Here is a 24,118-nt window from a genome sequence, read left to right as displayed (position 1 = left end):
CCGCCCTTATTTGAGAGCGGAGGCGATCTCCGCCGCCGCTTCGTCGCCGTAGGCGTCGCCCAGTCGCGCAATCGCCTCCTCGCGGTTCCAGCTCCACTCCTGCGGGCCGGGCGCCTCGAACACGAGCACGGCCACCAGCGAGGCGAGCTGCGCAGAGCGCTCCAGGCTCAGCCCGGCGCTGCGCCCGGTCAGGAAGCCGGCCCGGAACGCGTCCCCGATGCCGGTCGGGTCGGCCTGGCGCTTCTCGGGAACCACGCCGACGTGGATGAAGGTGCCGTCGGAGCTGACCAGATCCACACCCTTGGGGCCGAGCGTGGTGACGCGCAGCCCGATCTGGCTCATCACCTGGGCCTCGCTCCAGCCGGACTTCTGCAGCAGCAGATCCCATTCGTAGTCGTTGGTGAACAGGTAGGTGGCACCGTCGATCAGCTTGCGGATCTCCTCCCCCGACAGCCGCGCCAGCTGCTGGGAGGGATCTGCGGCGAAGGCCAGCCCGAGCTTGCGGCACTCCTCGGTGTGCAGGAACATCGCCTCGGGGTCGTTGGCGCCGACGATCACCAGTTCCGGCGTGCCGATCCGCTTCGTCAGGTCCGCCAGCGAGATGTTGCGCGCCTCCGACATCGCACCCGGATAGAACGACGCGATCTGCGCCATGGCCTCGTCGGTGGTGCAGACGAATCGCGCGGTGTAGGCGCTGTCGGAGACCAGCACGCTCTCGGTGTCGACGCCGACGGCCTCCAGCCAGCTGCGATAGTCGTCGAAATCGCGGCCGACGGCGCCCACGAGCGCAACGTCGCCGCCGAGCACGCCGATCGCGAACGCCATGTTGCCCGCGACGCCGCCGCGGTGCACGACGAGATCGTCGACCAGGAAACTGAGCGAGACTTTCTGCAGGTGATCGGGCAGCAGCTGTTCGGAGAATTTCCCGGGGAACCGCATCAGATGGTCAGTTGCAATCGATCCGGTCACCGCAATTGTCACGAACTACACCCTTCATTTGTTAAGTCGCCTAGGTAATTCTAGTGCGCTAACCTGCGTACAAAAAGACATGTCCGCCTTCCAAGCAGCACTGTAGACAGGCACGTTCCTACACACATCTCGGGGGAGCAAATCTATGACCGGTCCGTACCCGCCCGATTACGGCGCTGGACCGACCGGCCCGCAAATGTATCCGCAATCACTTCCTTATCCGGAAAATGTGCCGTCGGCGTACCCGGGAATGCTGCCGCCGCCGGTGCCGTACCGGAAAAAGAGGCGATGGCCGGTCGTTCTGGGTGCCCTGGTGGCACTCGCGTTGGTCGCGTCCATCGTCGCGGTCATCGCCAGGTCGGGCGGCGGCGACGATGCCCCGGGTTCGAGTGCGCTCAGCGACTCGTCAGCGAGGGCCGCCATCCAGGATTATCTGGACGCGCTGACCAACGGTGACGACGAGACCGTCGCCCGGCACACCCTGTGCGGGCTGTTCGATGCGGTGAAGGAGAAGCGCTCCGATCTGGCGCTGGCCCGCCTGTCCGGCGACGCCTTCCGCAAGCAGTACCGGCAGGCCGAGGTCACGTCGATCGACAAGATCGTGCAGCCCTCACCCCACCAGGCGCAGGTGTTGTTCACGATGAGGGTGACGCCGGCAGGATCGCGGCGCAACCAGAGCGACACTCGCGAACAGCAGGCCGTCGCTCAGCTGTTGGCGCACGACAACGAGATCTTGGTGTGTTCCTACCTGCCGCGCACGTCGGGGCAGTATTAAGCGGCTGCGATCGTCAGTTGAACGAGTCGCCGCAGGCGCACGAACCCGTGGCGTTGGGGTTGTCGATGGTGAAACCCTGCTTCTCGATGGTGTCGACGAAGTCAATGGTGGCGCCTTGCACATACGGCGCGCTCATCCGGTCCACCGTCAGGTTCACGCCGCCGAACTCCGCGGTCAGGTCGCCGTCGAGCGACCGGTCATCGAAGAACAGGTTGTAGCGCAATCCAGCGCACCCGCCCGGCTGCACGGCGATGCGCAGGGCGAGGTCGTCGCGGCCCTCCTGGTCCAGCAACGCCTTGGCCTTGGCGGCAGCAGCATCGGTCAAGATCACACCGTGGGTGGCGGTCGCCGTGCCCGGGGTTCCTGCCGACTCTTCCTGAACTGTCATTACGTCTCCTGTAGGCCTCATTGTCGTGGCGCGTACTGAATCAACGGTACCTCCTTTCGACGCTATTCCCGAGTTTGTCCCCAGGCCGCCGCCGCCCGTCGGCGCGGAAGTAACCTGGCAGGCGTGAAACTGCTGGGCCGCAAGAAAGACGACAAGCCGAACACCGACGCATCGGATGCCGATGTGGCGGAGAACACGGATTCGGAGGCGCAGTCCGACCGGCCCGGCGGCACCACCCCACCCAAGGGCAGGCCGACGCCCAAGCGCGACCAGGCCGCCCGCAAGCGCGGACCGGTGGCGCCGGCCCCGATGACGGCCGCCGAGGCGCGGCGCCGCCGCAAAGAGATGCGCAACAAGATGAGCCGCGAGGAGCGGCGCGAGGAGAAGGCGGCGCGCCGCGAGCAGATGAACGAACGGCGCGACCGGATGATGGCCGGCGAAGAGGCCTACCTGCTCCCCCGCGACAAGGGTCCGGTACGCCGCTACGTCCGCGACGTGGTCGACGCCCGCCGCAACGTGCTCGGGCTGTTCATGCCCTCGGCCCTCGGTCTGATCTTCGTGATGCTCGCGGTGCCCTCGGTCCAGGTCCAGCGGCTGATCTCACCCCTGATGCTCGTGCTGGTGCTGATCATGGTGATCGACGGCTTCATCCTCGGTCGACGGGTCAACAAGCTGGTCGACGAGAAGTTCCCGGACAACACCGAAGGCGGCTGGAAGCTCGGCTTCTACGCGGCCAGCCGCGCCTCGCAGCTGCGGCGCATGCGCGCACCGCGCCCGCAGGTGAACCGCGGCGAAAAGGTCACCTGAGCCCGGTGCGCACCCTGGTGCTCGGCGGCATCCGGTCGGGTAAGTCGCAGTGGGCCGAAACCGCACTCGCCGCCGAGGCGGCCGACGCGCAGCCGATGCGCTATCTCGCGACCGGACCCTCGCCCACCGGTGACCCCGAGTGGGCGGCCCGGGTGACGGCGCACCGAGAGCGTCGCCAGGATCGCTGGGAGACCGTCGAAACCACCGACGTGGCAACGCAATTGCGCATCCAGCCGATCGCGACCCTGGTCGACGACGTCGGCTCGTGGCTGACCGCGGCGATGGACCGATCGGATGCGTGGACGGGCGGCTCGATCGCGGCCGAGGTCGATGACCTGCTCGGCGCCGTCGACGGGTTTTCGGCTCCGCTGGCGCTGGTCAGCCCCGAGGTGGGGTTGAGCGTCGTGCCCGCGACGGACGCCGGCCGCCGCTTCGCCGACGAGCTGGGCACACTCAACCAGCGGCTCGCCGCGCTCTGCGACCGCGTGGTTCTCGTCGTCGCCGGCCAACCGCTGGCCGTCAAGGAGCCGGCGTGACGGACTTCCCGCCCGTCCAGCCGCCGGACGCGGAGGCGGCCGCCGCGGCGCGGGCGCGGCAGGACCGGCTCACGAAGCCGAAGGGATCGCTGGGCAGGCTGGAGGACCTCTCCGTGTGGATCGCCTCGTGTCAGGGCGCGTGCCCGCCGCGGCCGGTGCAGCGGCCCCGGGTCGTGGTGTTCGCCGGCGACCACGGCGTCGCCAAGGCCGGTGTATCGGCCTATCCGGCCGACGTCACCGCGCAGATGGTCGCCAACTTCGACGCCGGCGGCGCCGCGATCAACGTGCTGGCCGAGACCTCGGGCGCGACCGTGCGCGTCGTCGACATCGCCGTCGACACCGACGAACCACACTCGGCTGCGATCGGTGTGCACAAGGTGCGTCGCGGCAGCGGCAACATCGCCGTCGAGGATGCGTTGAGCCCCGAGGAGGTCGAGGCCGCGCTTCAGGCCGGCCGCCGCATCGTCGACGACGAGGTCGACTCCGGCGCCGATCTGTTGATCGCGGGCGATATGGGCATCGGGAACACCACTCCCGCAACGACTTTGATCGCAGCGCTCACCGACACAGAGCCGGTCGCGATCGTTGGGCGCGGGACGGGCGTCGACGACGCGGGCTGGGCGCGCAAGACCGCCGCAGTCCGCGATGCGCTGTACAGGTGCCGGGACAGCCGCACCGATCCCGTTGCGCTGCTGAGGATCTGCGGCGGGGCGGACATCGCGGCGATGACGGGATTCTGCGCCCAGGCGGCGGTGCGGCGGACGCCGGTGCTGCTCGACGGGCTGGTGGTGAGCGCGGCCGCGCTGCTGGCCGAACGTCTCGTGCCGGGCGCCCGCCACTGGTGGCAGGCCGGGCACCTGTCCACTGAACCCGCTCACGAGGTGGCACTGAACCGGCTGGGGCTGGAGCCGATCCTCGACATGCGCATGCGCCTCGGCGAAGGCACCGGCGCCGCGGTCGCGCTGTCGGTCGTGCGAGCCGCGGTCGCGGCGTTGACGTCGATGGCGACGTTCGACGAGGCGGGCGTCACGGCCGAGGATCGCTAGCTCGTGATCCGTTCGCTTGCAGGGGCTTTCGCGTTCGGCACCGTGGCGCCGGTGCGCAGCACGACCGCGGTCGGGCGCGGCGCGCTGACGGCGTTGCCGGTGGCGGGAGCGGTGATCGGCGCGCTGGCCGCGGCCATGGTGTGGGCGGCGTCGTGGGCGTTCGGGGCGGGCCCGCTGGCCGGGGTGCTCGCAGTGGCCGTCGTCGTGGGCGCGACCCGCGGCCTGCATATCGACGGGCTGGCCGACACCGCCGACGGTCTGGGGTGTTACGGCCCCCCGCAGCGCGCCCTCGAGGTGATGCGCGACGGCTCCGCGGGCCCGTTCGGGGTCGTCGCGGTGGTGTTGGTGTTGCTGGTGCAGGCCTTGACGTTCGGCGGGCTGTCTGCGGTCGGGCTGGTTGTCGCCGTCATGGCGGGCCGCGTCGCCGCGGTGCTGGCGTGCCGCCGGGGTGTGCCCCCAGCACAGGGAAGCGCGCTGGGTGCAGGGGTCGCGGGCACGCAGCCGGTGGCGGTGGCAGGCGCGTGGGTCGTCGCGGTCGCCGGGCTCGCGGTCCTCGCGGGCCCGCGGCTCTGGCAGGGGCCGCTGGCGCTCGCCGCGGGACTGGCGTGCGGCGCGCTGCTGGTGGCGCACTGTGTGCGACGCTTCGGCGGCATCACCGGCGACGTGCTCGGCGCCGCGATCGAAGTGACGACGACGGTCACGGCGCTGGGGCTCGCGATCCGCTGAGCCGCGCCGGTCTCCAAGAAGTCGCCAAGAATCCCCCAAGAACGGCGTCGGAGCCTTTCGGTACCCCCAAGGGACCCACCATCGAAAGGAAGCCCGACATGTTCGATCTGAGCCGCATCGCCATTGCCGCCGCCGTGGGCGCGCTGGGCATCTCAGCCGTCGTGACCGCAGCACGACGCGTGCGCTGTGATCGTCGGCGCCTCGATCGCGTCCTATTGCCCGAGCACGAGAGCCTGATCGGCTGACGGCGCGGTGCGGGTGGCCCGGCTCAGCCGAGTCGGGCCATCCAGCCGTGCGTATCGGCGAAGGTGCCGCGCTGGATCCCGGTCAACGTGTCGCGCAGCGCCATCGTGATCTCCCCCGGCCCGCCATCGGCGATGCTGAACTCACCCTCGGCGTGCTTGACCGTGCCGACGGGGGTGATGACGGCGGCCGTTCCGCACGCGAACACCTCGGTGATCTCGCCGGCGGCCGCCTTCTTCTGCCACTCGTCGACATCAATCTTGCGTTCCTCGACGGTGAACCCTGCATCGGTTGCCAACTGCAGCAACGAATCTCGCGTCACGCCGGGAAGGATCGAACCGCTCAGCTCGGGCGTGACCAGCCGCGCCGACCCACCGCTGCCGAAGACGAAGAACAGGTTCATCCCGCCCATCTCCTCGACGAAGCGCCGTTCGGCGGCGTCCAACCACACCACCTGGTCGCAGTCGTTCTCGGCGGCCTGCGCCTGCGCGAGCAGCGAAGCGGCGTAGTTGCCCCCGAATTTGGCGGCGCCGGTCCCGCCCGGGCAGGCGCGCACATACTCGGTGGACAGCCACACACTGACCGGTTTGACGCCGCCCTTGAAGTAGGCGCCCGCGGGTGAACCGATGACCATGTAGCGGTACTGCGTCGCCGGCCGCACGCCCAGTCCGGGCTCGGTGGCGAACACGAACGGCCGCAGATACAGCGACTCCTCGCCGCCGGCGGGTGGGACCCACTGCTCGTCGACGGCGATGAGCCGGCGCAGCGACTCGATGAAAACGTCCTCGGGAAGCTCGGGAATCGCGAGCCGGCGCGCCGATGTCCGCAGCCGGCGTGCGTTGGCCTCCGGCCGGAAGGACACCACCGAACCGTCCGCCCAGCGGTAGGCCTTGAGGCCTTCGAAGATCTCCTGCGCGTAGTGCAGCACGATCGCCGACGGATCGAGTTCGATCGGGCCGTACGGGATCACACGCGCGTTGTGCCACCCCTCACCCTCGGCCCCGTCCTTGTGCCAGTCGATCGAGACCATGTGATCGGTGTGGTACCGGCCGAATCCGGGGTTGGCCAGGATCGACGCCCGTACCTCATCGCTCGCCGGGTTCGCATTGCGCTCAACCGTGAACTCGAGGGGGCCGTCAGTCATGCAGCGATTGTATATCCGGGCGCTAGCGGGTTTTTGCCGCGACGAACGGCGGCTTGACCACCTCACACTCGAGGGCGCGGCCCCGGACGTCGACTGCGACGCGTGCCCCGTCGGCGATGTCGGCCGCGGTGTCGATCAAGGCCAGCCCGATGCCGACTTTCAATGTGGGAGAGAAGGTTCCCGACGTCGTCACCCCCACGGGCCGGTCCCCGTCGAGCACCGTGAGGTCGGCCCGCAGCACTCCCCGACCGACGGCCTTCAGTCCACGCAGCAGCCGGGGCGGCCCGGCCTCCTTCTCGGCAAGCAGCGCGTCGCGGCCCCAGAACGCGTCCTTGCGCCAGCCGATGGCCCACCCGCAACGGGCCTGCAGCGGCGAGAAATCCAGCGACAGTTCGTGACCGTGTAGCGGATAGCCCATCTCGGTGCGCAGGGTGTCGCGCGCGCCCAGTCCGGCGGGCTCGCCACCCGCGGCCGTGACGGCCTCGAGCAGTGCGTCGAACACCACGTCGGACCGGTCCCACGGGGGCAGCAGCTCATAACCGTGCTCGCCGGTGTAACCGGTGCGGCACACCCGCACGGGCACCCCGGCGAACTCGGCGTCGGCGTAACCCATGTAGTCCATGTCCGTCGGCAGCCCCAACCCGCCGACCACCTCGGCCGACTTCGGCCCCTGCACCGCCAGCACCGCAAACGCGCGGTGCTCGTCGGTGATGGTGAGCCCGGCCGGTGCCCGCTCCTGCAGCGCCGCGACGACCGCGGCGGTGTTGGCGGCGTTGGGCACCAGGAAGATCTCCTCGTCGGAGACGTAGTAGGCGATCAGGTCGTCGATCACGCCGCCGGAGTCGTTGCAGCACAACGTGTATTGCGCCTTGCCCGGGCCGATACGGCGCAGATCGTTGGTGAACGCGGAGTTGACGTATTCGGCCGCGCCCGGTCCACGCACCAGCGCCTTGCCCAGATGGCTGACGTCGAAGAGCCCGACGGTGTTGCGGGTGGAGGTGTGCTCGCTGACCGTTCCCGCGTACGAGACGGGCATCAGCCAGCCGCCGAATTCGGCGAAGTTCGCGCCCAGTTCGCGGTGGCGGTCTTCCAGCGGGCCCTTCAACACGTTGGTCACGCCGATCCACCCTAATGGGGACGCTCAGTTGGCACACTTGTGCAGGTGGTCGATCTCGACGCGCTGCAAGCCGCCGGGATCGCCGACGCCCACGACCGGGCGGGGCTGATCTCCTACCTCGACTCGCTGGGGTTCACCGCCGAGGACATGGTCGAGGCCGAACGGCGGGGCCGGCTCTTCGGCCTCGCCGGAGACGTCCTGCAGTGGTCCGGCCCGCCCACCGTCACGCTGCGGGCGGCCGCCGAGGGGCTCGGCGTGCCGCTCGCCGATCTCAACCACGCCTGGCAGGCGCTCGGCCTGCGGGTCGCCGGCCCCGACGTGCCCGCACTGAGCACCGCCGACGTCGACGCACTGCAGTCCTGGCGCACGATCAGCGCGGTGACTGGCCCGGACGCCGCGCTCAACTTCCTGCGGATCATCGGTGCGACGATGGCGCGGCTCGCCGAGGCGAGCGGATCGATGATCCGGCTCGCCCAGCCGGACCTGCTGATGACCCACACCCACGACGAGCTCACCACCGCACGGGCCTACCGCGCCGTCGCCGAGCTGGTACCCGGCATCTCGGCGCTGATGGACTCGGTGTGGCGCCACCACATCACCAGCGCCAGGGCCTACTTCGAGAACGTCATCCACGACTCGTCGGCGATGGTGACCTGCGGTGTCGGGTTCGCCGACCTGTCCGGGTTCACGGTGCTGACCCAGCGGCTGAGCCCGACGGAGCTGTCCGACCTGTTGGTCGAGTTCAGCGGCGCGGTGAGCGACGTGGTGCACGGCGACGGCGGCCGGGTGGTCAAGTTCATCGGCGACGAGGTGATGTGGGTGAACTCCGACCCGGAACAGCTGCTCGAAGCGGCGAGGGACCTGGTCGACTATCCGCGGGCCCGCGAGAGCGGCCTGGGTGTGCGGGCCGGGCTCGGGTACGGCCTGGTGCTCGCCATCGGGGGCGACTACTTCGGCACCCCGGTCAACCTGGCCGCGCGGCTGGTCAGCGCGGCGGCGCCCGGCCAGATCCTCGCCGCGGGCGACGTGCTCGACGCGCTGCCCGGCCACCCCGCGAGCCCGCTGGAACCCTTGACGCTCAAGGGTTTCGAGGGCCCGGTCACGGCCTACGACCTGCACGCCGGCTCCTGAAGCTACTGTTGGGCGTCGTGAGCCCTGCAACCGCCGGATACCAAGCCCCCATCGTCACCGTCAGCTCCTCGCTGCCCAAACGCAAGGTCGACGCCTCGGTGCTGATCGTGCCCGTGGTCAACGGTGACGACGACTCCTCGGCGAAGGTGTTGGCCAGCCCGTTCCTCGACACCTCGGCCGTCGCCGAGATCGAGACCGCGCTGGCGGCGCTCGGCGCCAAGGCAGGCAGCGAGCAGGTGACGCGCGTGGTGGCGCCGTCGCTCCCGGTGGGCAGCGTGCTGGCGGTCGGGCTCGGCAAGCGGCGCGACAGTTACTCACCCGACGCGGTGCGCCGCGCCGCGGGCGTCGCCGCCCGTTCGCTCAACGGCACCGAGTCGGTGGTGACCACGCTGTCGGGTGTGGACCTGACCGCGGCGATCGAGGGGCTGATCCTGGGCGCGTACCGGTTCAGCGACTTCCGCAGCGAGAAGACCGCCCCGAAGGACGCCGGCCTGCGCGAGATCACCGCGCTGGCCCCCGACACCAAGTCGGCCACCAAGGAGTCCGCGCAGCGTGCGGCGGACATCGCGACGGCGGTGGCCACCGCTCGAGATTTCGTCAACACGCCGCCCAGCCATCTCTTCCCCCACGAGTTCGCCCGGCGCGCAAAGGCTTTGGGTGAGGCGGCCGGCCTGTCGGTTGAGATCCTCGACGAGAAGGCACTGGAGAAGGCGGGTTACGGCGGCATCATCGGCGTCGGCAAGGGGTCGTCACGACCGCCGCGGTTGGTGCGGTTGACGCACAAGGGCGCCAAGCGCAAGGGCAAGAAGGTCGCGCTGGTCGGCAAGGGCATCACGTTCGACACCGGCGGCATCTCGATCAAGCCCGCGGCGAACATGCACCACATGACCTCCGACATGGGCGGCGCGGCGGCCGTCATCGCGACGGCTGTCCTGGCCGCCAAGCAGAAGCTGCCGATCGACGTCATCGCTACGGTGCCGATGGCCGAGAACATGCCGTCGGCGACCGCACAGCGACCCGGTGATGTGCTGACCCAGTACGGCGGCATCACGGTCGAGGTGCTCAACACTGACGCCGAGGGCAGGCTCATCCTGGCCGACGCGATCGTGCGGGCCGGTGAGGACGAACCGGATTACCTGATCGAGACCTCGACGCTCACCGGCGCGCAGACCGTCGCGCTCGGCTCCCGCACACCGGGCGTCATGGGCAGCGACGAGTTCCGCGACCGGGTGGCGAGGATTTCGCAGGCCGTCGGCGAAAACGCCTGGCCCATGCCGTTGCCGGAGGAACTCAAGGACGACCTCAAGTCGACGGTCGCCGATCTCGCCAACGTCAGCGGGTCCCGCTTCGCCGGGATGCTGGTCGCCGGCACATACCTGCGCGAATTCGTGCGCGAGGGCGTGCAGTGGGCCCACATCGACATCGCGGGACCGGCGTACAACACGTCAGGCCCGTGGGGCTACACCGGCAAGGGCGGCACGGGTGTGCCGACTCGGACGATGTTCGCGGTCCTGGAAGATATAGCCGCGAGCGGCTGACCGGCAGTAGCCGCGAGCGGCTGACCGGCAGTAGCCGCAAGCGGCTGATCCGACAGTAGCGGCGAGCGGCTAGAGGACCTTCCCGCGCGCGGTGCTGCGCATCACCTGCGGCAGCAGATGCGCGACGCCGTAGACGATGTGCGCCTCGGGCGTGACCGGGCGGATCGGTTTGTTCTTCTTGACCGACGAGACGATCGCGTCGGCGACCTTGTCGGGACCGTACTTGCGCCGGGAGAACGCCTTCTCCAGCTGTGCGCGGCGCGCCTCGACCTTGTCCAGCTTGGACGCGGGCGCGTCGAAGCGGGTGGTGTGCACGATGTTGGTGTCGATGACACCGGGGCACACGGTGGTCAGGCCGACACCCGCCTGATCCAGTTCGGCGCGCAGGCAGTCGCCGAACATGAACACCGCCGCCTTGCTGGTGGCGTACGCGTTCATCGACTGCTGCGGCGAGTACGCCGCCATCGACGAGATGTTCACGACGTGACCGCCCAGCCCGCGGTCGACCAGTCGGCGGCCAAATGACCTGCAGCAGTTGACGACTCCGCCGAAGTTGATGGCCAGCACGCGGTCGTACTCCTCGCGAGGGGTGTCGAGGAACATGCCCGCGTGCCCGACACCCGCGTTGTTGACCACGATGTCGGGCACGCCGTGATCGGCGCACACCTCGTCGGCGAACCGCTCGACGGCGTCGGCGTCGGACACATCGACGGTGTAGGCGTGCGCGACTCCGCCGCGGGCGGCGATCTGGGCCGCGGTCTCCTTCACGGTGCCCTCGTCGACGTCGCTGACGACGATCTCGGCACCCTCGCGGGCGAAGGCAAGCGCCGTCGCACGGCCGATGCCGCTGCCCGCACCGGTCACCGAAACCAGTGTGTCGCTGAAGTATTCGCGCGGCCGGCAGACCTGCGCGCGCAATAGCTCACGCGCCGGGGGCTCGCCCTCGAGATAGTCGACGAACTGCTCGACCGACGTGGCGACGGCCTGCGGATGCGACATCGGCGACCAGTGCCCGGCGGCGATGTCGCGGCGCCACAGCCGCGCCACCCACCGGCGGGTGTCCTCGTAGACGTGCGGCCGGACGAACGGATCCCTGGTGTTGACGATCAGCTGCACCGGAACGTCGACGTAGTGGTCCTTGCGTCCCGGCGCCATCGACCGCAGGTAGTTGGCGCCGTACACCTTGACGCCCTTCGCGGCGTCGGACTTGTAGGTCGCCGAATGGTGCAGTTGCTCGCGCGGGATGCCGTCGCGCACCAACAGGATCTGGCGCACGAGCTCGGCGACGAAGGCGCGCACCGCCAGCGGAGCCACCACCGGAATCGAGAAGAACCCCATGTACGAGAACGACAGGAACTGGCTCAGCGCGCGCACGAACCGGCGCGGACGCCACGGGCGCATCAGGGCGCCAGTGACGAAGATGTTGAGGTGATCGATGCTGGGACCCGAGATCGAGGTGAACGACGCGATCCGGTCGCCGGCGCCGGGCCGGGCAAGGTACTCCCACATGGCCGCCGAACCCCAGTCGTGGGCGAGCACGTGCACCGGCCCGCCCGGGCTGACCGCGGCGACGACCGCTTCGAAGTCGTCGGCGTACTTCGACATGCGGTAGCCCGAAACCCGTTTGGGCCCAGTCGATTCCCCGACGCCACGGTTGTCGTAGCGCACGATGCGGAACCGCTCGGCCAGCCGGGGTACCACTCCGTCCCACAGGACGTGCGTATCCGGCCACCCGTGCACGAGAACCAGCGTGGGACGGTCGGGGTTGCCCTCTTCGTAGACCGCGATCCGCACGTCATCCGTGCTATCGACGAATCGCTGCGCGATCTCCCCCATCACACCTCCCGTGAATTGGCGGAACCGCCGGTACCGTATCAGTGCTGCGGCTAGCGCTCCTCGAGTTCGCGCCGCACCGCACGTCGGCGCTCGATCCGGCGCCGCTCGTCGTAGTCGCGCATCCGCTGCGGATAGCCCACTTTCTGCACGTCATAGACGGGGATCTTCAGCCGATCGGACAGCTTGCGGGCACCCGCGTCTCCCCCGGCACGGCGCCGCGTCCACTCGCCGTCGGCGGCGACCAGCACGACGGTGACATCGGTGACGGTGGTCTTCGGTTCGACGAACGCTTCCACGTCGGTGTGGTCGGCGACCCACTGGCGCAGGTAGTTCAGATCGGCGGCGAGATCGTCGCGCGGGCCTGTGGACCCGCGCCTGCCGCGCCGGAACCTGTCGAGGACTCCCACTCCCGTCCGTTCTCCCTCCGATAGCTCTTTCGATAGTGCCAGAGCGTTGGGTCGGACAGTCTGCGGCGAACTGCGCGTCCGGACGTGACAGGATGGGTATGAAGACAATCACCCAGCACGATCGACGACCGTTCAAGGGAGCGAGGGAGTCAATCACATGGCCATCTCTGTTCAGATGCCCGCACTCGGTGAGAGCGTTACCGAGGGGACTGTCACCCGATGGCTCAAGCAAGAGGGTGACACGGTCGAACAAGATGAGCCGTTGCTCGAAGTCTCCACCGACAAGGTCGACACCGAGATCCCCGCGCCCGCTTCCGGTGTGCTGAAGAAGATCATCGCCCAGGAGGACGACACCGTTGAGGTGGGCGGCGAGCTCGCGGTCATCGGCGACGCCGACGAGGACGGGGGTGACTCCGGAGGCTCCGACGAGGACGAAGGCGACACCGGCGGCTCCGACGAAGCCGACGAGGAGCCCGAGGACCAGGAGGAGCCCGCCGAGGAGGAGAAGCCGGCAGAGGAGCCCGCCGCGCAGTCCGAACCCGCCTCCGAGGAGACGGAATCAGAACCCGAGCCCAAGGCCAAGCCCGCCGCGAAGTCCTCGGGTAAGGCGACACCGGTGCTGATGCCCGAACTCGGCGAGTCGGTCACCGAAGGCACCGTGACCCGTTGGCTGAAGAAGGTCGGCGACAGCGTGGAGGTCGACGAGCCGCTGCTGGAGGTCTCGACGGACAAGGTCGACACCGAGATCCCCTCGCCCGTGGCAGGCACGCTGATCGAGATCGTCGCCGAAGAAGACGACACCGTCGAGGTGGGTGGCGAACTGGCCAAGATCGGCGATGCCGATGCGCAGGCCGAACCCGAACCCGAGCCCGAACCGGAACCCGAGCCCGAACCGGAGCCCGAACCCGAACCGAAGCAGGAGTCGAAGAAAGAGCCCGAGCCGGAACCCAAGCAAGAGGCCAAGTCCGAACCCAAGCCCGAGCCGAAATCCGAATCGAAGCCGGAGCCCAAGCCCCAACCGAAGTCCGAACCGGAGCCGTCGAGCGACTCGGGCCCCTACGTCACCCCGTTGGTGCGAAAGCTGGCCGCGGAGAACAACGTTGACCTCGCCAGCGTGAAGGGCACCGGGGTCGGTGGACGGATCCGCAAGCAGGACGTTCTGGCGGCTGCGGAGTCGAGCAAGGCCCCGTCGACCGAACAGGCCGCCGAGGCCCCGGGCAAGTCGCCGGCGGCGGCGGCGGCGCCTGCAGACGCCAACGCCTCGCGCGCATCGCTGGCACACCTGCGCGGCACCACGCAGAAGGCCACCCGCATCCGGCAGCTGACCGCCAAGAAGACCCGCGAATCTCTGCAGGCGACAGCGCAATTGACGCAGACCCACGAGGTCGACATGACCAGGATCGTGTCGCTGCGGGCGCGGGCGAAGGCCAACTTCGCCGAACGCGAGGGCGTGAACCTGACCTATCTGCCGTTCATCGCGGTCGCGGTCATCGACGCGCTCAAGGCGCATCCGAACGTCAACGCCAGCTACAACGAAGAGACCAAGGAGATCACCTACTACGACGCCGAGCATCTCGGCATCGCGGTGGACACCGAACAGGGTCTGCTCTCACCGGTCATCAAGAACGCCGGCGACCTGTCACTGGGCGGGCTGGCCCGCGCGATCTCGGACATCGCCGCGCGCGCCAGGTCCGGTGACCTCAAGCCCGACGAGTTGTCCGGCGGGACGTTCACCATCACCAACATCGGTAGCCAGGGCGCACTGTTCGACACGCCGATCCTGGTGCCGCCGCAGGCGGCGATGTTGGGCACGGGTGCGATCGTCAAGCGGCCGCGGGTGATCGCCGACGAGTTCGGCAACGAGTCGATCGGCGTGCGGTCGGTGTGCTACCTGCCGCTGACCTACGACCACCGGTTGATCGACGGTGCCGACGCCGGACGCTTCCTGACCACTGTCAAGCGCCGCCTCGAGGAAGGCGCATTCGAGGCCGATCTGGGCCTGTAGAAGGTTCCGAGAGAAGGGCTTACGCCTGTCGTGTCCGAAGCCGTAATCGCGATCGCGGGATCGTCCGGTCTGATCGGCACGGCTCTGGTCTACGCGCTGCGCGCCACCGACCGCCGTGTGCTCCGCATCGTCCGGCGCGCGCCGTCGAACGCCGACGAGGTGTTCTGGAACCCCGACACCGGAGAGTTCGACCCGGCGACGCTGGCCGGGGTGGATGCCGTGGTCAACCTGTGCGGGGTGAACGTCGGCGAGAAGCGGTGGTCGGGTGCGTTCAAGCAGAGCCTGCGCGACAGCCGCATCGGACCGACCGAGGTGCTGTCCACCGCCGTCGCGGAGGCGGGGGTGCCCGTGCTGGTCAACGCCAGCGCGGTCGGGTACTACGGCGACACGGGACCCCGCGTCACCGACGAGACCGCTCCGGCCGGCGACGGGTTCCTCGCCAATCTCTGCGTCGACTGGGAGGCCGCCACCTGGCCGGCCCGCCAGGATGGCGCCCGGGTGGTGCTGGTGCGGTCGGGACTGGTGTTGGCGCAGGCCGGAGGGATGCTGGGCAGGCTCAAGCCGCTGTTCTCCCTGGGACTGGGCGCCAGGCTGGGCAACGGCCGCCAGTACATGCCGTGGATCAGCCTGGAGGACGAGATCCGCGCGCTGCTGTTCGCGATCTCGCACGACGAGCTGTCGGGTCCGGTGAACCTGACCGGCCCGGCGCCGGTCACCAACGCCGAGTTCACGACGGCGGTGGGCCGCGCGGTCAACCGCCCGACACCGTTGATGGTGCCCGGGTTTGCGCTGCGCGCCGCGCTCGGCGAGTTCGCCGACGAGGGTCTGCTCGGCGGTCAACGCGCCATTCCGGCCGCGCTCGAACGGGCCGGTTTCGTCTTCCACCACAACACCATTGGTGAGGCATTGGCGTTCGCCACCGCGTCGCCGGAGTAGCGTCGTCGGTATGGCGGATTCGATTCGTTCGGCGATAGCGCCGGTCGACGTGCGCCGGCTGGGGTCGGTCGAGTACGAGAACGCGTGGCAGCTGCAGCGCACGATCGCCGACCAGCGGGTGGCGGGCGGCCCGGACACGCTCCTGCTGCTCGAGCACCCGCCGGTGTACACCGCGGGGCGGCGCACGCTCGCCGAGGAGCGGCCCCGCCCCGGCGTCGGCACCACGCCCGTCATCGACACCGACCGCGGCGGGAAGATCACCTGGCACGGGCCCGGTCAGCTCGTCGGCTATCCGATCGTCGGCCTGGTCGAACCGCTGGATGTCGTCAACTTCGTGCGCCGCCTCGAGGAGGCGCTGATCAAGGTCTGCTCCGACCTGGGCGTGCCGGCCGGCCGCGTAGAGGGTCGCTCCGGGGTGTGGGTGCCTTCCGCGGCGGGCCGCGAATCCGGTACCGACGAAACCGGTCCGGCCCGCAAGATCGCCGCCATCGGGATCCGGGTGTCGCGGGCGACGACGCTGCACGGGTTCGCCCTGAACTGCGACTGCGACCTGTCGGCGTATTCGGCGATCGTGCCGTGCGGAATCGCCGACGCCGGGGTCACTTCGCTGACGGCTGAACTGGGGCGTCGCGTCGCGGTCGCCGACGTCGCCGACCCGGTGGCCGAGGCCGTGTGCGATGCGCTCGACGGTCGGCTGGTAGTAGCGTTGACGTAGTGACTGTCGCTCGTTCATCCAATGTCGCCGGCCATGCGGCTCCGGAAGGCCGGCGGCTGCTGCGTCTCGAGGTTCGCAACGCCGAGACGCCGATAGAGCGCAAGCCGCCGTGGATCAAGACCCGTGCCCGGATGGGTCCGGAGTACCAAGAGCTCAAGGCGCTGGTGAAGCGCGAGGGTCTGCACACCGTCTGCGAAGAGGCCGGCTGCCCCAACATCTTCGAATGCTGGGAGGACCGCGAGGCCACCTTCCTGATCGGCGGTGAGCAGTGCACGCGTCGGTGCGATTTCTGCCAGATCGACACGGGCAAGCCGGCCGAGCTCGACCGCGACGAGCCGCGCCGGGTCGCCGAGAGCGTGCAGGCGATGGGGTTGCGCTACTCGACGGTGACCGGTGTGGCCCGCGACGACCTGCCCGACGGCGGCGCGTGGCTGTACGCCGAGACGGTCCGCGCGATCAAGGCGCTCAACCCGAACACCGGCGTCGAGTTGCTGATCCCCGACTTCAACGGTGATCCGGATCTGCTGCGCCAGGTGTTCGATTCGCGCCCAGAAGTGTTGGCGCACAACGTCGAAACAGTTCCGCGGATCTTCAAGCGCATCCGGCCGGCCTTCCGGTACGAGCGCAGCCTCGAGGTTCTGACCGCGGCGCGCGAATACGGGTTGGTGACGAAGTCGAACCTGATCCTCGGCATGGGCGAGACGCCCGAGGAGGTGCGCACCGCACTGACCGATCTGCACGACGCGGGCTGCGACATCGTCACCATCACGCAGTACCTGCGGCCGTCGGCGCGCCACCACCCCGTGGAGCGATGGGTGCACCCCGACGAGTTCGTCGAGCACGAGCGGTTCGCGCAGGGGCTCGGCTTCTCCGGTGTGCTGGCCGGACCGCTGGTGAGGTCGTCATACCGCGCAGGTCGGCTCTACGCGCAGGCCAAGGCGATTTCGCAGACGGGAGCCGCGACGGCGCCGACATCGGACTCCGTATCCTGAAGCAATGGCGAAATCCCGCAACCCCGAGGCCCTGAAGGCCGCGAAGGCCGAGGCCAAGGCGGCCCGCAAGGCAGCGTCGAAAGAACGCCGCAGCCAGCTGTGGCAGGCGTTCCAGATGCAGCGCAAGGAGGACAAGCGCCTTCTGCCGTACATGATGGGCGCGTTCGTGCTGATCGTCGCCGCCTCGGTGGCGCTCGGCCTCTTCGCCGGCGGCTTCACCACTTACATGATGATCCCGCTGGGCATCGTGCTCGGCGCGCTGGTGGCCTTCATCATCTTCGGCAGGCGCGCGCAGAAGTCGGTGTACAGCAAGGCCGAGGGCCAGACGGGCGCCGCGGCCTGGGCGCTGGACAACATGCGGGGCAAGTGGCGCGTGACGCCCGGTGTCGCAGCGACGGGTCACTTCGACGCGGTGCACCGCGTTATCGGCAGGCCCGGCGTGATCTTCGTCGGTGAGGGTTCGCCGACGCGCGTGCGGCCGCTGCTGGCGCAGGAGAAGAAGCGCACCGCGCGGTTGGTCGGCGACACCCCGATCTACGACGTCATCATCGGCAACGGCGAGGGCGAGGTGCCGCTGGCCAAGCTGGAGCGCCACCTCAACAAGCTGCCCGCCAACATCACCGTCAAGCAGATGGACTCGCTCGAGTCGCGGCTGGCTGCGCTCGGCACGAAGGTGGGACCCGCCGCGATGCCCAAGGGTCCGCTGCCGGCACAGGCCAAGATGCGCGGCGTGCAGCGCACCGTTCGCCGCCGCTGACGGCACCGGCGCGCCGCCTTGCCGCCGCGCCGAACACTTCGCGATACTTCCCCGGCCATGTGTACCGCCTGCGAATGGGCACCCCATTTCTCCCGCCGGACGGTGCTGCGCGCGGGCGCGGTGGTCCTCGCCGCGACGGCGGCGAGCGCCTGCTCGGTGACGCCGGAACCCGAGACCGGCGCCGAGAACGCAACCGCCGACGTCGTCTTCCGTAACGGCCCGATCTACACCGTCGCGGGACCCCAGCCCTGGGCCCAGGCGGTCGCGGTGCGGGGCAACACCATCGCCCACGTCGGTGACGAGGCGGGCGCGATGGCGCTCGTCGGCCCCGACACCCGGGTCATCGACTTGCAGGGCCGGTTGCTGATGCCCGGCTTCGTCGAGGGCCACATCCACCCGTTTCTCGGCGCCTTCCTCACCTCGGGCGTCGACCTGCAACTGCCGACCGGGGCCGATGCGCTCGCCGCGATCGAGCGGTACGCAAAGGAGCATCCGACCGGTCCGGTGCGCGGATTCGGTTGGCGCGTCGACATGTTCGGCCCCGACGGACCCGACCGGGCCGACCTCGACCGCGTGCTGCCCGACCGGCCGGGGTTCTTCTTCGCCATCGACGGACACAGCCTGTGGGCCAACAGCAAGGCGCTCGAGATCGCGGGCGTGCACCGCGACACCCCCGATCCGATTCCGGGGTTCAGCTACTACGTGCGAGATCACAACGGCGACCCGACCGGATACGTGCTGGAGGTGAACGCGGTTCTCGGGCTGGTCGACGCGATCGAGCCGATCTCGCCCGAGACCATGGGACACCTGCTCGAAACGTGGCTGCCGAAGGCGTCGGCGGCCGGCATCACGTCGGTCTTCGATGCCGGGGTGCCGCCGATCGGCGAGGACCAGGGTGCGCTGATCGGCCTGTACATCGACATGGAGAAGCGCGGAGCGCTGCCGTTCCGGGTGGTGGCGTCCTACAGCGTGCGATCGGCGCCGGTGGACGACGCCGTGCAGAAGTTGACCGAAATCCGCGACCGGTTCGCGACCGATCTGGTGCGGGCCGACGTGGTCAAGATCGTCGGCGACGGGACCCAGGGCGGCTACACCGCGTGGTTGCTCGAGCCGTACGCGGACAGACCCGATTCCACGGGCGGATCGCCGTTCACCGAACAGCAGTGGCACGAGCTCATCGGCCGGGTCGACGCCGCGGGCTTCGACGTGCACGTCCACGCATGCGGTGAGCGCACCGCCCGCGTCGCGCTGGACGCGATCGAGCGGGCCGTCGCCGCCAATCCCCCGCGCGACCGCAGGCACGCCGTCGCGCACCTGGTGTACGTCGAGGACCCCGACAGCCGGCGCTTCGGCGCGCTCGGCGTCGTCGCGCAGTTCTCGGCCAACTGGATGTCCGCCGATCCCGACACGATGCAGAACATGGCCGCCCGCTACGGCTCGCCGCGCAAAGACCTGATGTATCGCCCGCAGGACGTGCTGAAATCGGGCGGGCGCATCTCGCTGGGCACCGATTGGCCCGCGGCGGGCTACTTTTCGACGTACAAGCCGCTCGACTCGATCCAGATCGGCGTCACCCGTGCGCTCATCGGCGAGCCGGATGCGCCGGTGTTGGCGCCCGCCGACCAAACGGCTGACCGTCGCGGAGGCGGTGCACGCGAACACGCTCGGCGCGGCCTACCAGCTCCGGATGGACGACAAGGTGGGCTCACTCGAGGTCGGCAAGCTCGCCGATCTCGTCGTGCTCAGCGAGAACATCTTCGAGGTCGACCCGCACGACATCCACCGGGCCGACGTGACGCTGACGATGATGAACGGCCAGATCCGCCACGAGGCATGACCTGCAGCCGCGAACGAACTAGCGCCGGACAACCGCGGTGTTGGTGAAGCGGTCCTGGTATCCGCGGAAGTCCTTGTCGGTGAACAGCGCGGGAATGATGAAGAACACCAGCAGCCCGCGCACCGCGGCACGGCCGACGCCGACGTGCTGGCGATGGTCGATCGAGGCGACCCGCAAACCCAGCGCCCACTGGCCGGGGGTGAACCCGTACAACCGCACCGAGACGATCCCGAGCAGCAGCCACACCACCGCGATGGCCGTCGAGCCCAGCGGTGAGTACAGGAAGGCATCCTTGCTGATCAGCCCGAGGTTGACGGCGAGCCCGACCAGCCCGTACGCGATGAACCAGTCGATCATCAGCGCGGCGATGCGCCTGCCGAAGCGGGCGATCGATCCGGGACCGGTCTCCGGCAAACCCAGGCGCTGACCGGGATAGTCGGTGGGTCCGGCGTCGCTGGTCGGATCGGGTCCCGACAGCCAGGACCCCAGTGTGCGGGCCATACACTGAAGGATATGGGACTCGACGAAGTCCATCGGCCGCCGGCGACAGGCACTGACGTGATTGCGTAACTTCAGCGCAACATTCGGTTGACGACCGTGCAACATCGTGTCCTTAGCGTCAACGCGCGAGTTACTGAATAAAGGAGAAAACTCAGTGGCAGAAAAGACGGCCGACGACATCCTCAAGCTGATCAAGGACCAGGACGTCGAGTACGTCGACATCCGGTTCTGCGACCTGCCCGGAGTCGTTCAGCACTTCTCGATCCCGGCTTCGGCCTTCACCCAGGATGTCTTCGAGGACGGCCTGGCGTTCGACGGCTCGTCGGTCCGCGGCTTCCAGTCGATCCACGAATCCGACATGATGCTGCTTCCGGACCCCGCGACCGCGCGGATCGACCCGTTCCGCGCCGCGAAGACGCTGAACGTGAACTTCTTCGTGCACGACCCGTTCACCCGCGAGGCCTACTCGAGGGATCCCCGCAACGTCGCCCGCAAGGCGGAGAACTACCTGGCCAGCACCGGCATCGCCGATACGGCGTACTTCGGCGCCGAGGCCGAGTTCTACATCTTCGACTCGGTGACGTTCGACTCCCGGATCAACGGCACCTTCTACGAGGTCGATTCCGAGGCCGGTTGGTGGAACACCGGTGAACCGGTCGAGGCCGACGGCAGCGCCAACCGCGGTTACAAGGTCCGGCCGAAGGGCGGCTACTTCCCCGTGGCCCCCTATGACCACTACGTGGACCTGCGCGACCAGATGGCCACCAACCTGATCAACGCCGGCTTCACCCTCGAGCGTGGCCACCATGAGGTGGGCACCGCCGGACAGGCCGAGATCAACTACAAGTTCAACACCCTGCTGCACGCGGCCGACGATGTGCTGCTGTTCAAGTACATCATCAAGAACACCGCATGGCAGGCCGGCAAGACCGTCACCTTCATGCCCAAGCCGCTGTTCGGCGACAACGGCTCCGGTATGCACGCGCACCAGTCGCTGTGGAAGGACGGCCAGCCGCTGTTCCACGACGAGTCCGGTTACGCGGGTCTGTCCGACACGGCGCGCCACTACATCGGCGGCATCCTGCACCACGCGCCGTCGCTGCTGGCGTTCACGAACCCGACGGTGAACTCCTACAAGCGCCTGGTGCCGGGCTACGAGGCGCCGATCAACCTGGTGTACAGCCAGCGCAACCGCTCGGCGTGTGTCCGCATCCCGATCACGGGCAACAACCCGAAGGCCAAGCGCCTCGAGTTCCGCTGCCCCGACAGCTCGGGCAACCCGTACCTGGCGTTCGCGGCGATGCTGATGGCAGGCATCGACGGCATCAAGAAGAAGATCGAACCGCTGACGCCCGTGGACAAGGACCTCTACGAGTTGCCGCCGGAGGAGGCCGCCAACATTCCGCAGGCGCCCACCTCGCTGTCGGCGGTCATCGACAAGCTCGAAGAGGATCACGATTACCTCACCGAGGGTGGCGTGTTCACCGAGGACCTGATCGAGACCTGGATCTCGTACAAGCGCGAGAACGAGATCATGCCGATCCAGATCCGGCCTCATCCCTACGAGGTTGCGCTCTACTTCGACGTGTAACGCCAGACATGTAAACAGCGGTCGACACTTCGGGCCGGGCGGGTCATTTCGCCCGGCCCGAAGCGCATCTGCAAGTAGGGTCAACACGCATGACGACCTTCGACGCACGCCTGTCCAGCTACTCGTCGCCATTTCTGAGCCTGTTCCGGATCATCGCCGGAATTCTCTTCGCACTGCACGGATCGCAGAAGGTGTTCGGCTGGCCGGTGGCGGCCCCGGTCCCGATCGAGGCCGGTTCGTGGCCGCTGTGGTGGGCCGGCCTCATCGAACTCGTGGCCGGTTTGTTGATCGCCGTCGGATTGTTCACCCGCATAGCGGCTTTCATCGCTTCGGGTGAGATGGCGGTGGCCTACTTCTGGCAGCACTGGCCTCCGCTCGAGGGCCCTCCGGCGAGCTTCTGGCCGATGGAGAACGGCGGCGAGGTCGTGCTCCTGTACTGCTTCGGGTTCCTCGCGATCTCCGCGCTGGGTGCGGGCGCCTGGTCGGTCGACGCGCGGCGCGGTACGCGGATGGGTGCTGGCGCACCCGGTCGCGTGGTCAGCGGCACCGCGGCACCCGCCGGTTACGCCCAACCTGTTCGGCGCCGCGGTCTGCTGAGCCGCTTCCGGCGGCCCGGCTAGCGGTCGAGCCCGAGGTCCTTGCGGAACCGTTTCATCCCGTCGATCTTCTCGGCCAGCGAGGCCTGCGGCCCGGCGTAGAACATCCACGGCATCGTGATGATGCCGGTGATGCCGCCGGCCTCCGCGCGGTCGTAGTGTTCAGGGGTGAACGCGTCGGTCAGCGGGGTCAGCACCTCGAAACCGTCCATCGTCAAACCCTTTTCGGCGCGCAGCTCACGCAGCTTGCCGATGCGTTCGAGCGCCCGATCGGTGGTGATCAGGTCACCGATCCAACCGTCGTGACGCGCCGCCCGGCGCAACGCGATATCGGAAAGGCCGCCGACGTACACCGGGATCGGCGGCGGCGTGGGTTCCATCTCGAGCTTCGGCGTTTGGTAGAACTCGCCGTCGAACTCCGTCCAGCCCGGCTTCCAGAGCTCCTTCATCAGCTCCAGCATCTCGTCGGTGCGCTTACCGCGACGCGCGAACTGCTGTCCCATCAACGTGAACTCTTCCTCGCACCAGCCCACCCCGATGCCGAGTTCGAGTCGCCCACCGGCCAATACGGCCGCGGTACCGATCGCCTTGGCCGCCGAGTACGGGTCCCGCATCGCGGGCAGATACACCGTGGTGACGAACCGCGTCCGCGACGTGACGAGCGCCAGCCCGCCGATGAGCACCCACGGATCGGGCCAGTCGGTGAACGCCTCCCAGCGCCGCTTGCCGTCCTTGGTGTAGGGATAGGGCGTGGCCAACGTCTCGAGGTTGACGACGTGGTCCGGGATGCCGAGGCCTTCGTAGCCGAGATCGTCTGCGGCCTTGGCGATTTCGACGACCTCGGTGGTGTCGAGGAACGCCAGGCTGACGTAGAACTTCATCCGGCGTCTCGCGCCCACGCCGGCTGGATGAACACACCCTCCGCCTCGACCGTCGGGCCCTCGGCGTCGAGCAGATACCCCCGCGCGAACGTCTTGACACCCTCGACCCGCTCGACGTACGCCTCGGCCCGCAACTCTCCCAGCGGTGTCCCGCGCAGATAGCGCAGCGAGATCGTCCCGGTGAACTTCGGTTTGGTGAGGCCCTCGCTGGCCGCCTCCCCGAGCAGGTGGTCGAGCACCAGCGCACAGATGCCGCCGTGTACCCAGCCCGGCGGCCCCTCGTAGGCGCCGCTCAGCGTGAACTCGCTCCAGCACCGGCCGTCGTCCTCGTGATGGATCATCATCGGAGGGGCGATCGCATTACGCAGTCCCACAGCCGGATTCGCCCAGGCCAGCGGGCGTCCGGTCTCTTCGTGGACCACCTGCACGCTGGAGCGCTGCTTGCTCTCGAGAATCTCCGCGACGGCCTCGATCTTCGCCTGCGCCTCCTCGACGGTGTCCGCGTCGATCTCGGTGTGCAGGCTGGCGTAGATCAGCCGGCGCACCGCCTCCGTCAGCGGCCCGTAGAGGGCACGTTGTCTCTCGTACTCCTCTTCGGTGATCACGTCGAACCCGAAATCCATGCTCATAGGCTGTGCCCGTCC

The 24,118-nt window shown here is 68.7% G+C and carries 24 protein-coding genes and 1 pseudogene; 16 read left to right on the top strand and 9 right to left on the bottom strand.

The window, feature by feature from the left end; genetic code table 11:
* Positions 1 to 6: 6 nt before the first annotated feature.
* Complete coding sequence (locus tag A5698_RS02935; protein ID WP_068293103.1) at positions 7 to 981, bottom strand: carbohydrate kinase family protein; 975 nt, start codon at positions 979 to 981, stop codon at positions 7 to 9.
* Positions 982 to 1,114: 133 nt separating this feature from the next.
* Between A5698_RS02935 and A5698_RS02930 the strand changes: the two genes are divergently transcribed.
* Positions 1,115 to 1,744 carry an Rv0361 family membrane protein gene (locus A5698_RS02930; RefSeq protein WP_068293100.1) on the top strand — a complete coding sequence of 210 codons (630 nt, stop codon included), beginning with the start codon at positions 1,115 to 1,117 and terminating at the stop codon, positions 1,742 to 1,744.
* A gap of 13 nt (positions 1,745 to 1,757) precedes the next feature.
* Here A5698_RS02930 and A5698_RS02925 read toward each other — a convergent pair whose 3' ends face one another.
* Entirely contained in the window at positions 1,758 to 2,132 is a 375-nt protein-coding gene (locus tag A5698_RS02925; RefSeq protein ID WP_067087765.1) for a HesB/IscA family protein, read from the bottom strand.
* Positions 2,133 to 2,315: 183 nt separating this feature from the next.
* Between A5698_RS02925 and A5698_RS02920 the strand changes: the two genes are divergently transcribed.
* The 5 genes from A5698_RS02920 to A5698_RS28365 all read left to right on the top strand — a co-directional run bounded on the left by A5698_RS02920 (position 2,316) and on the right by A5698_RS28365 (position 5,492).
* On the top strand, positions 2,316 to 2,939 hold the full coding sequence (locus tag A5698_RS02920) for a DUF3043 domain-containing protein (protein WP_231967281.1): 624 nt from the start codon (positions 2,316 to 2,318) through the stop codon (positions 2,937 to 2,939).
* Between the two features lie 5 nt (positions 2,940 to 2,944).
* Positions 2,945 to 3,475, top strand: a complete 531-nt coding sequence (locus A5698_RS02915; RefSeq protein WP_068293090.1) for a bifunctional adenosylcobinamide kinase/adenosylcobinamide-phosphate guanylyltransferase — start codon at positions 2,945 to 2,947, stop codon at positions 3,473 to 3,475.
* Complete coding sequence (cobT, locus tag A5698_RS02910) at positions 3,472 to 4,521, top strand: nicotinate-nucleotide--dimethylbenzimidazole phosphoribosyltransferase (protein WP_068293086.1); 1,050 nt, start codon at positions 3,472 to 3,474, stop codon at positions 4,519 to 4,521. The genes A5698_RS02915 and cobT overlap by 4 nt, the downstream gene beginning before the upstream one ends.
* 3 nt (positions 4,522 to 4,524) lie before the next feature.
* The gene (locus A5698_RS02905; protein WP_068293084.1) at positions 4,525 to 5,247 is read left to right on the top strand and encodes an adenosylcobinamide-GDP ribazoletransferase; all 723 of its coding nucleotides are present in this window, start codon (positions 4,525 to 4,527) and stop codon (positions 5,245 to 5,247) included.
* Positions 5,248 to 5,345: 98 nt separating this feature from the next.
* Positions 5,346 to 5,492: a hypothetical protein gene (locus A5698_RS28365; RefSeq protein ID WP_156670590.1), complete on the top strand. Its 147-nt coding sequence runs from the start codon at positions 5,346 to 5,348 to the stop codon at positions 5,490 to 5,492.
* A 23-nt stretch (positions 5,493 to 5,515) separates the two neighbouring features.
* On the opposite strand, the gene A5698_RS02900 is transcribed toward A5698_RS28365, so the two are convergent.
* Both A5698_RS02900 and gcvT read right to left on the bottom strand, forming a co-directional pair.
* Positions 5,516 to 6,634 (bottom strand): branched-chain amino acid aminotransferase, encoded by a 1,119-nt coding sequence (locus A5698_RS02900; protein ID WP_068293081.1) that lies wholly within the window; start codon positions 6,632 to 6,634, stop codon positions 5,516 to 5,518.
* 22 nt (positions 6,635 to 6,656) lie between these two features.
* Positions 6,657 to 7,751 carry a glycine cleavage system aminomethyltransferase GcvT gene (gcvT, locus tag A5698_RS02895; RefSeq protein WP_068293079.1) on the bottom strand — a complete coding sequence of 365 codons (1,095 nt, stop codon included), beginning with the start codon at positions 7,749 to 7,751 and terminating at the stop codon, positions 6,657 to 6,659.
* A gap of 45 nt (positions 7,752 to 7,796) precedes the next feature.
* Here gcvT and A5698_RS02890 point away from each other — a divergent pair, with 45 nt between their 5' ends.
* Both A5698_RS02890 and A5698_RS02885 read left to right on the top strand, forming a co-directional pair.
* The gene (locus A5698_RS02890) at positions 7,797 to 8,882 is read left to right on the top strand and encodes an adenylate/guanylate cyclase domain-containing protein (RefSeq protein WP_068293169.1); all 1,086 of its coding nucleotides are present in this window, start codon (positions 7,797 to 7,799) and stop codon (positions 8,880 to 8,882) included.
* Positions 8,883 to 8,899: 17 nt separating this feature from the next.
* Positions 8,900 to 10,420 carry a leucyl aminopeptidase gene (locus A5698_RS02885; RefSeq protein ID WP_068293075.1) on the top strand — a complete coding sequence of 507 codons (1,521 nt, stop codon included), beginning with the start codon at positions 8,900 to 8,902 and terminating at the stop codon, positions 10,418 to 10,420.
* Positions 10,421 to 10,489: 69 nt separating this feature from the next.
* On the opposite strand, the gene A5698_RS02880 is transcribed toward A5698_RS02885, so the two are convergent.
* Together A5698_RS02880 and A5698_RS02875 are read right to left on the bottom strand one after the other, a co-directional pair.
* Positions 10,490 to 12,256: an SDR family oxidoreductase gene (locus A5698_RS02880; protein WP_068293167.1), complete on the bottom strand. Its 1,767-nt coding sequence runs from the start codon at positions 12,254 to 12,256 to the stop codon at positions 10,490 to 10,492.
* A gap of 50 nt (positions 12,257 to 12,306) precedes the next feature.
* The gene (locus A5698_RS02875) at positions 12,307 to 12,663 is read right to left on the bottom strand and encodes an oxidoreductase (RefSeq protein ID WP_068293071.1); all 357 of its coding nucleotides are present in this window, start codon (positions 12,661 to 12,663) and stop codon (positions 12,307 to 12,309) included.
* 157 nt (positions 12,664 to 12,820) lie between these two features.
* Between A5698_RS02875 and sucB the strand changes: the two genes are divergently transcribed.
* From sucB to A5698_RS02845, 6 genes and pseudogenes are all read left to right on the top strand, one after another.
* A complete protein-coding gene (sucB, locus tag A5698_RS02870; protein WP_068293069.1) occupies positions 12,821 to 14,668 on the top strand; it encodes a 2-oxoglutarate dehydrogenase, E2 component, dihydrolipoamide succinyltransferase in 1,848 nt (615 codons plus the stop codon).
* Between the two features lie 30 nt (positions 14,669 to 14,698).
* The gene (locus tag A5698_RS02865) at positions 14,699 to 15,604 is read left to right on the top strand and encodes a TIGR01777 family oxidoreductase (RefSeq protein WP_067087784.1); all 906 of its coding nucleotides are present in this window, start codon (positions 14,699 to 14,701) and stop codon (positions 15,602 to 15,604) included.
* Between the two features lie 10 nt (positions 15,605 to 15,614).
* Complete coding sequence (gene lipB, locus A5698_RS02860; RefSeq protein ID WP_068293066.1) at positions 15,615 to 16,319, top strand: lipoyl(octanoyl) transferase LipB; 705 nt, start codon at positions 15,615 to 15,617, stop codon at positions 16,317 to 16,319.
* Positions 16,319 to 17,311 (top strand): lipoyl synthase, encoded by a 993-nt coding sequence (lipA, locus tag A5698_RS02855; protein ID WP_068293061.1) that lies wholly within the window; start codon positions 16,319 to 16,321, stop codon positions 17,309 to 17,311. Before lipB ends, lipA begins: the two co-directional genes overlap by 1 nt.
* 4 nt (positions 17,312 to 17,315) lie before the next feature.
* Entirely contained in the window at positions 17,316 to 18,068 is a 753-nt protein-coding gene (locus tag A5698_RS02850; RefSeq protein WP_068293058.1) for a DUF4191 domain-containing protein, read from the top strand.
* Between the two features lie 57 nt (positions 18,069 to 18,125).
* Positions 18,126 to 19,905 (top strand): annotated as a pseudogene (locus A5698_RS02845) (amidohydrolase).
* Between the two features lie 18 nt (positions 19,906 to 19,923).
* Here the strand turns inward: A5698_RS02845 and A5698_RS02840 are convergent.
* Complete coding sequence (locus A5698_RS02840; RefSeq protein WP_068293055.1) at positions 19,924 to 20,406, bottom strand: RDD family protein; 483 nt, start codon at positions 20,404 to 20,406, stop codon at positions 19,924 to 19,926.
* A gap of 154 nt (positions 20,407 to 20,560) precedes the next feature.
* Between A5698_RS02840 and glnA the strand changes: the two genes are divergently transcribed.
* Together glnA and A5698_RS02830 are read left to right on the top strand one after the other, a co-directional pair.
* A complete protein-coding gene (glnA, locus tag A5698_RS02835; RefSeq protein ID WP_067087797.1) occupies positions 20,561 to 21,997 on the top strand; it encodes a type I glutamate--ammonia ligase in 1,437 nt (478 codons plus the stop codon).
* A gap of 89 nt (positions 21,998 to 22,086) precedes the next feature.
* Positions 22,087 to 22,617, top strand: a complete 531-nt coding sequence (locus tag A5698_RS02830) for a DoxX family protein (RefSeq protein WP_068293052.1) — start codon at positions 22,087 to 22,089, stop codon at positions 22,615 to 22,617.
* On the opposite strand, the gene A5698_RS02825 is transcribed toward A5698_RS02830, so the two are convergent.
* Together A5698_RS02825 and A5698_RS02820 are read right to left on the bottom strand one after the other, a co-directional pair.
* Positions 22,614 to 23,474, bottom strand: coding sequence for a TIGR03619 family F420-dependent LLM class oxidoreductase (locus A5698_RS02825; protein WP_068293164.1), 861 nt, complete (start codon positions 23,472 to 23,474; stop codon positions 22,614 to 22,616). The two genes, A5698_RS02830 and A5698_RS02825, sit on opposite strands and share 4 nt — an antisense overlap.
* On the bottom strand, positions 23,471 to 24,097 hold the full coding sequence (locus A5698_RS02820) for a PaaI family thioesterase (protein ID WP_197506609.1): 627 nt from the start codon (positions 24,095 to 24,097) through the stop codon (positions 23,471 to 23,473). The genes A5698_RS02825 and A5698_RS02820 overlap by 4 nt, the downstream gene beginning before the upstream one ends.
* Positions 24,098 to 24,118: the final 21 nt, after the last annotated feature.

This window comes from Mycobacterium sp. E136, from assembly GCF_001666865.1.
In the GTDB taxonomy this organism is placed as follows: domain Bacteria; phylum Actinomycetota; class Actinomycetes; order Mycobacteriales; family Mycobacteriaceae; genus Mycobacterium.
This window is presented reverse-complemented; position numbering and strand designations above follow the sequence as displayed.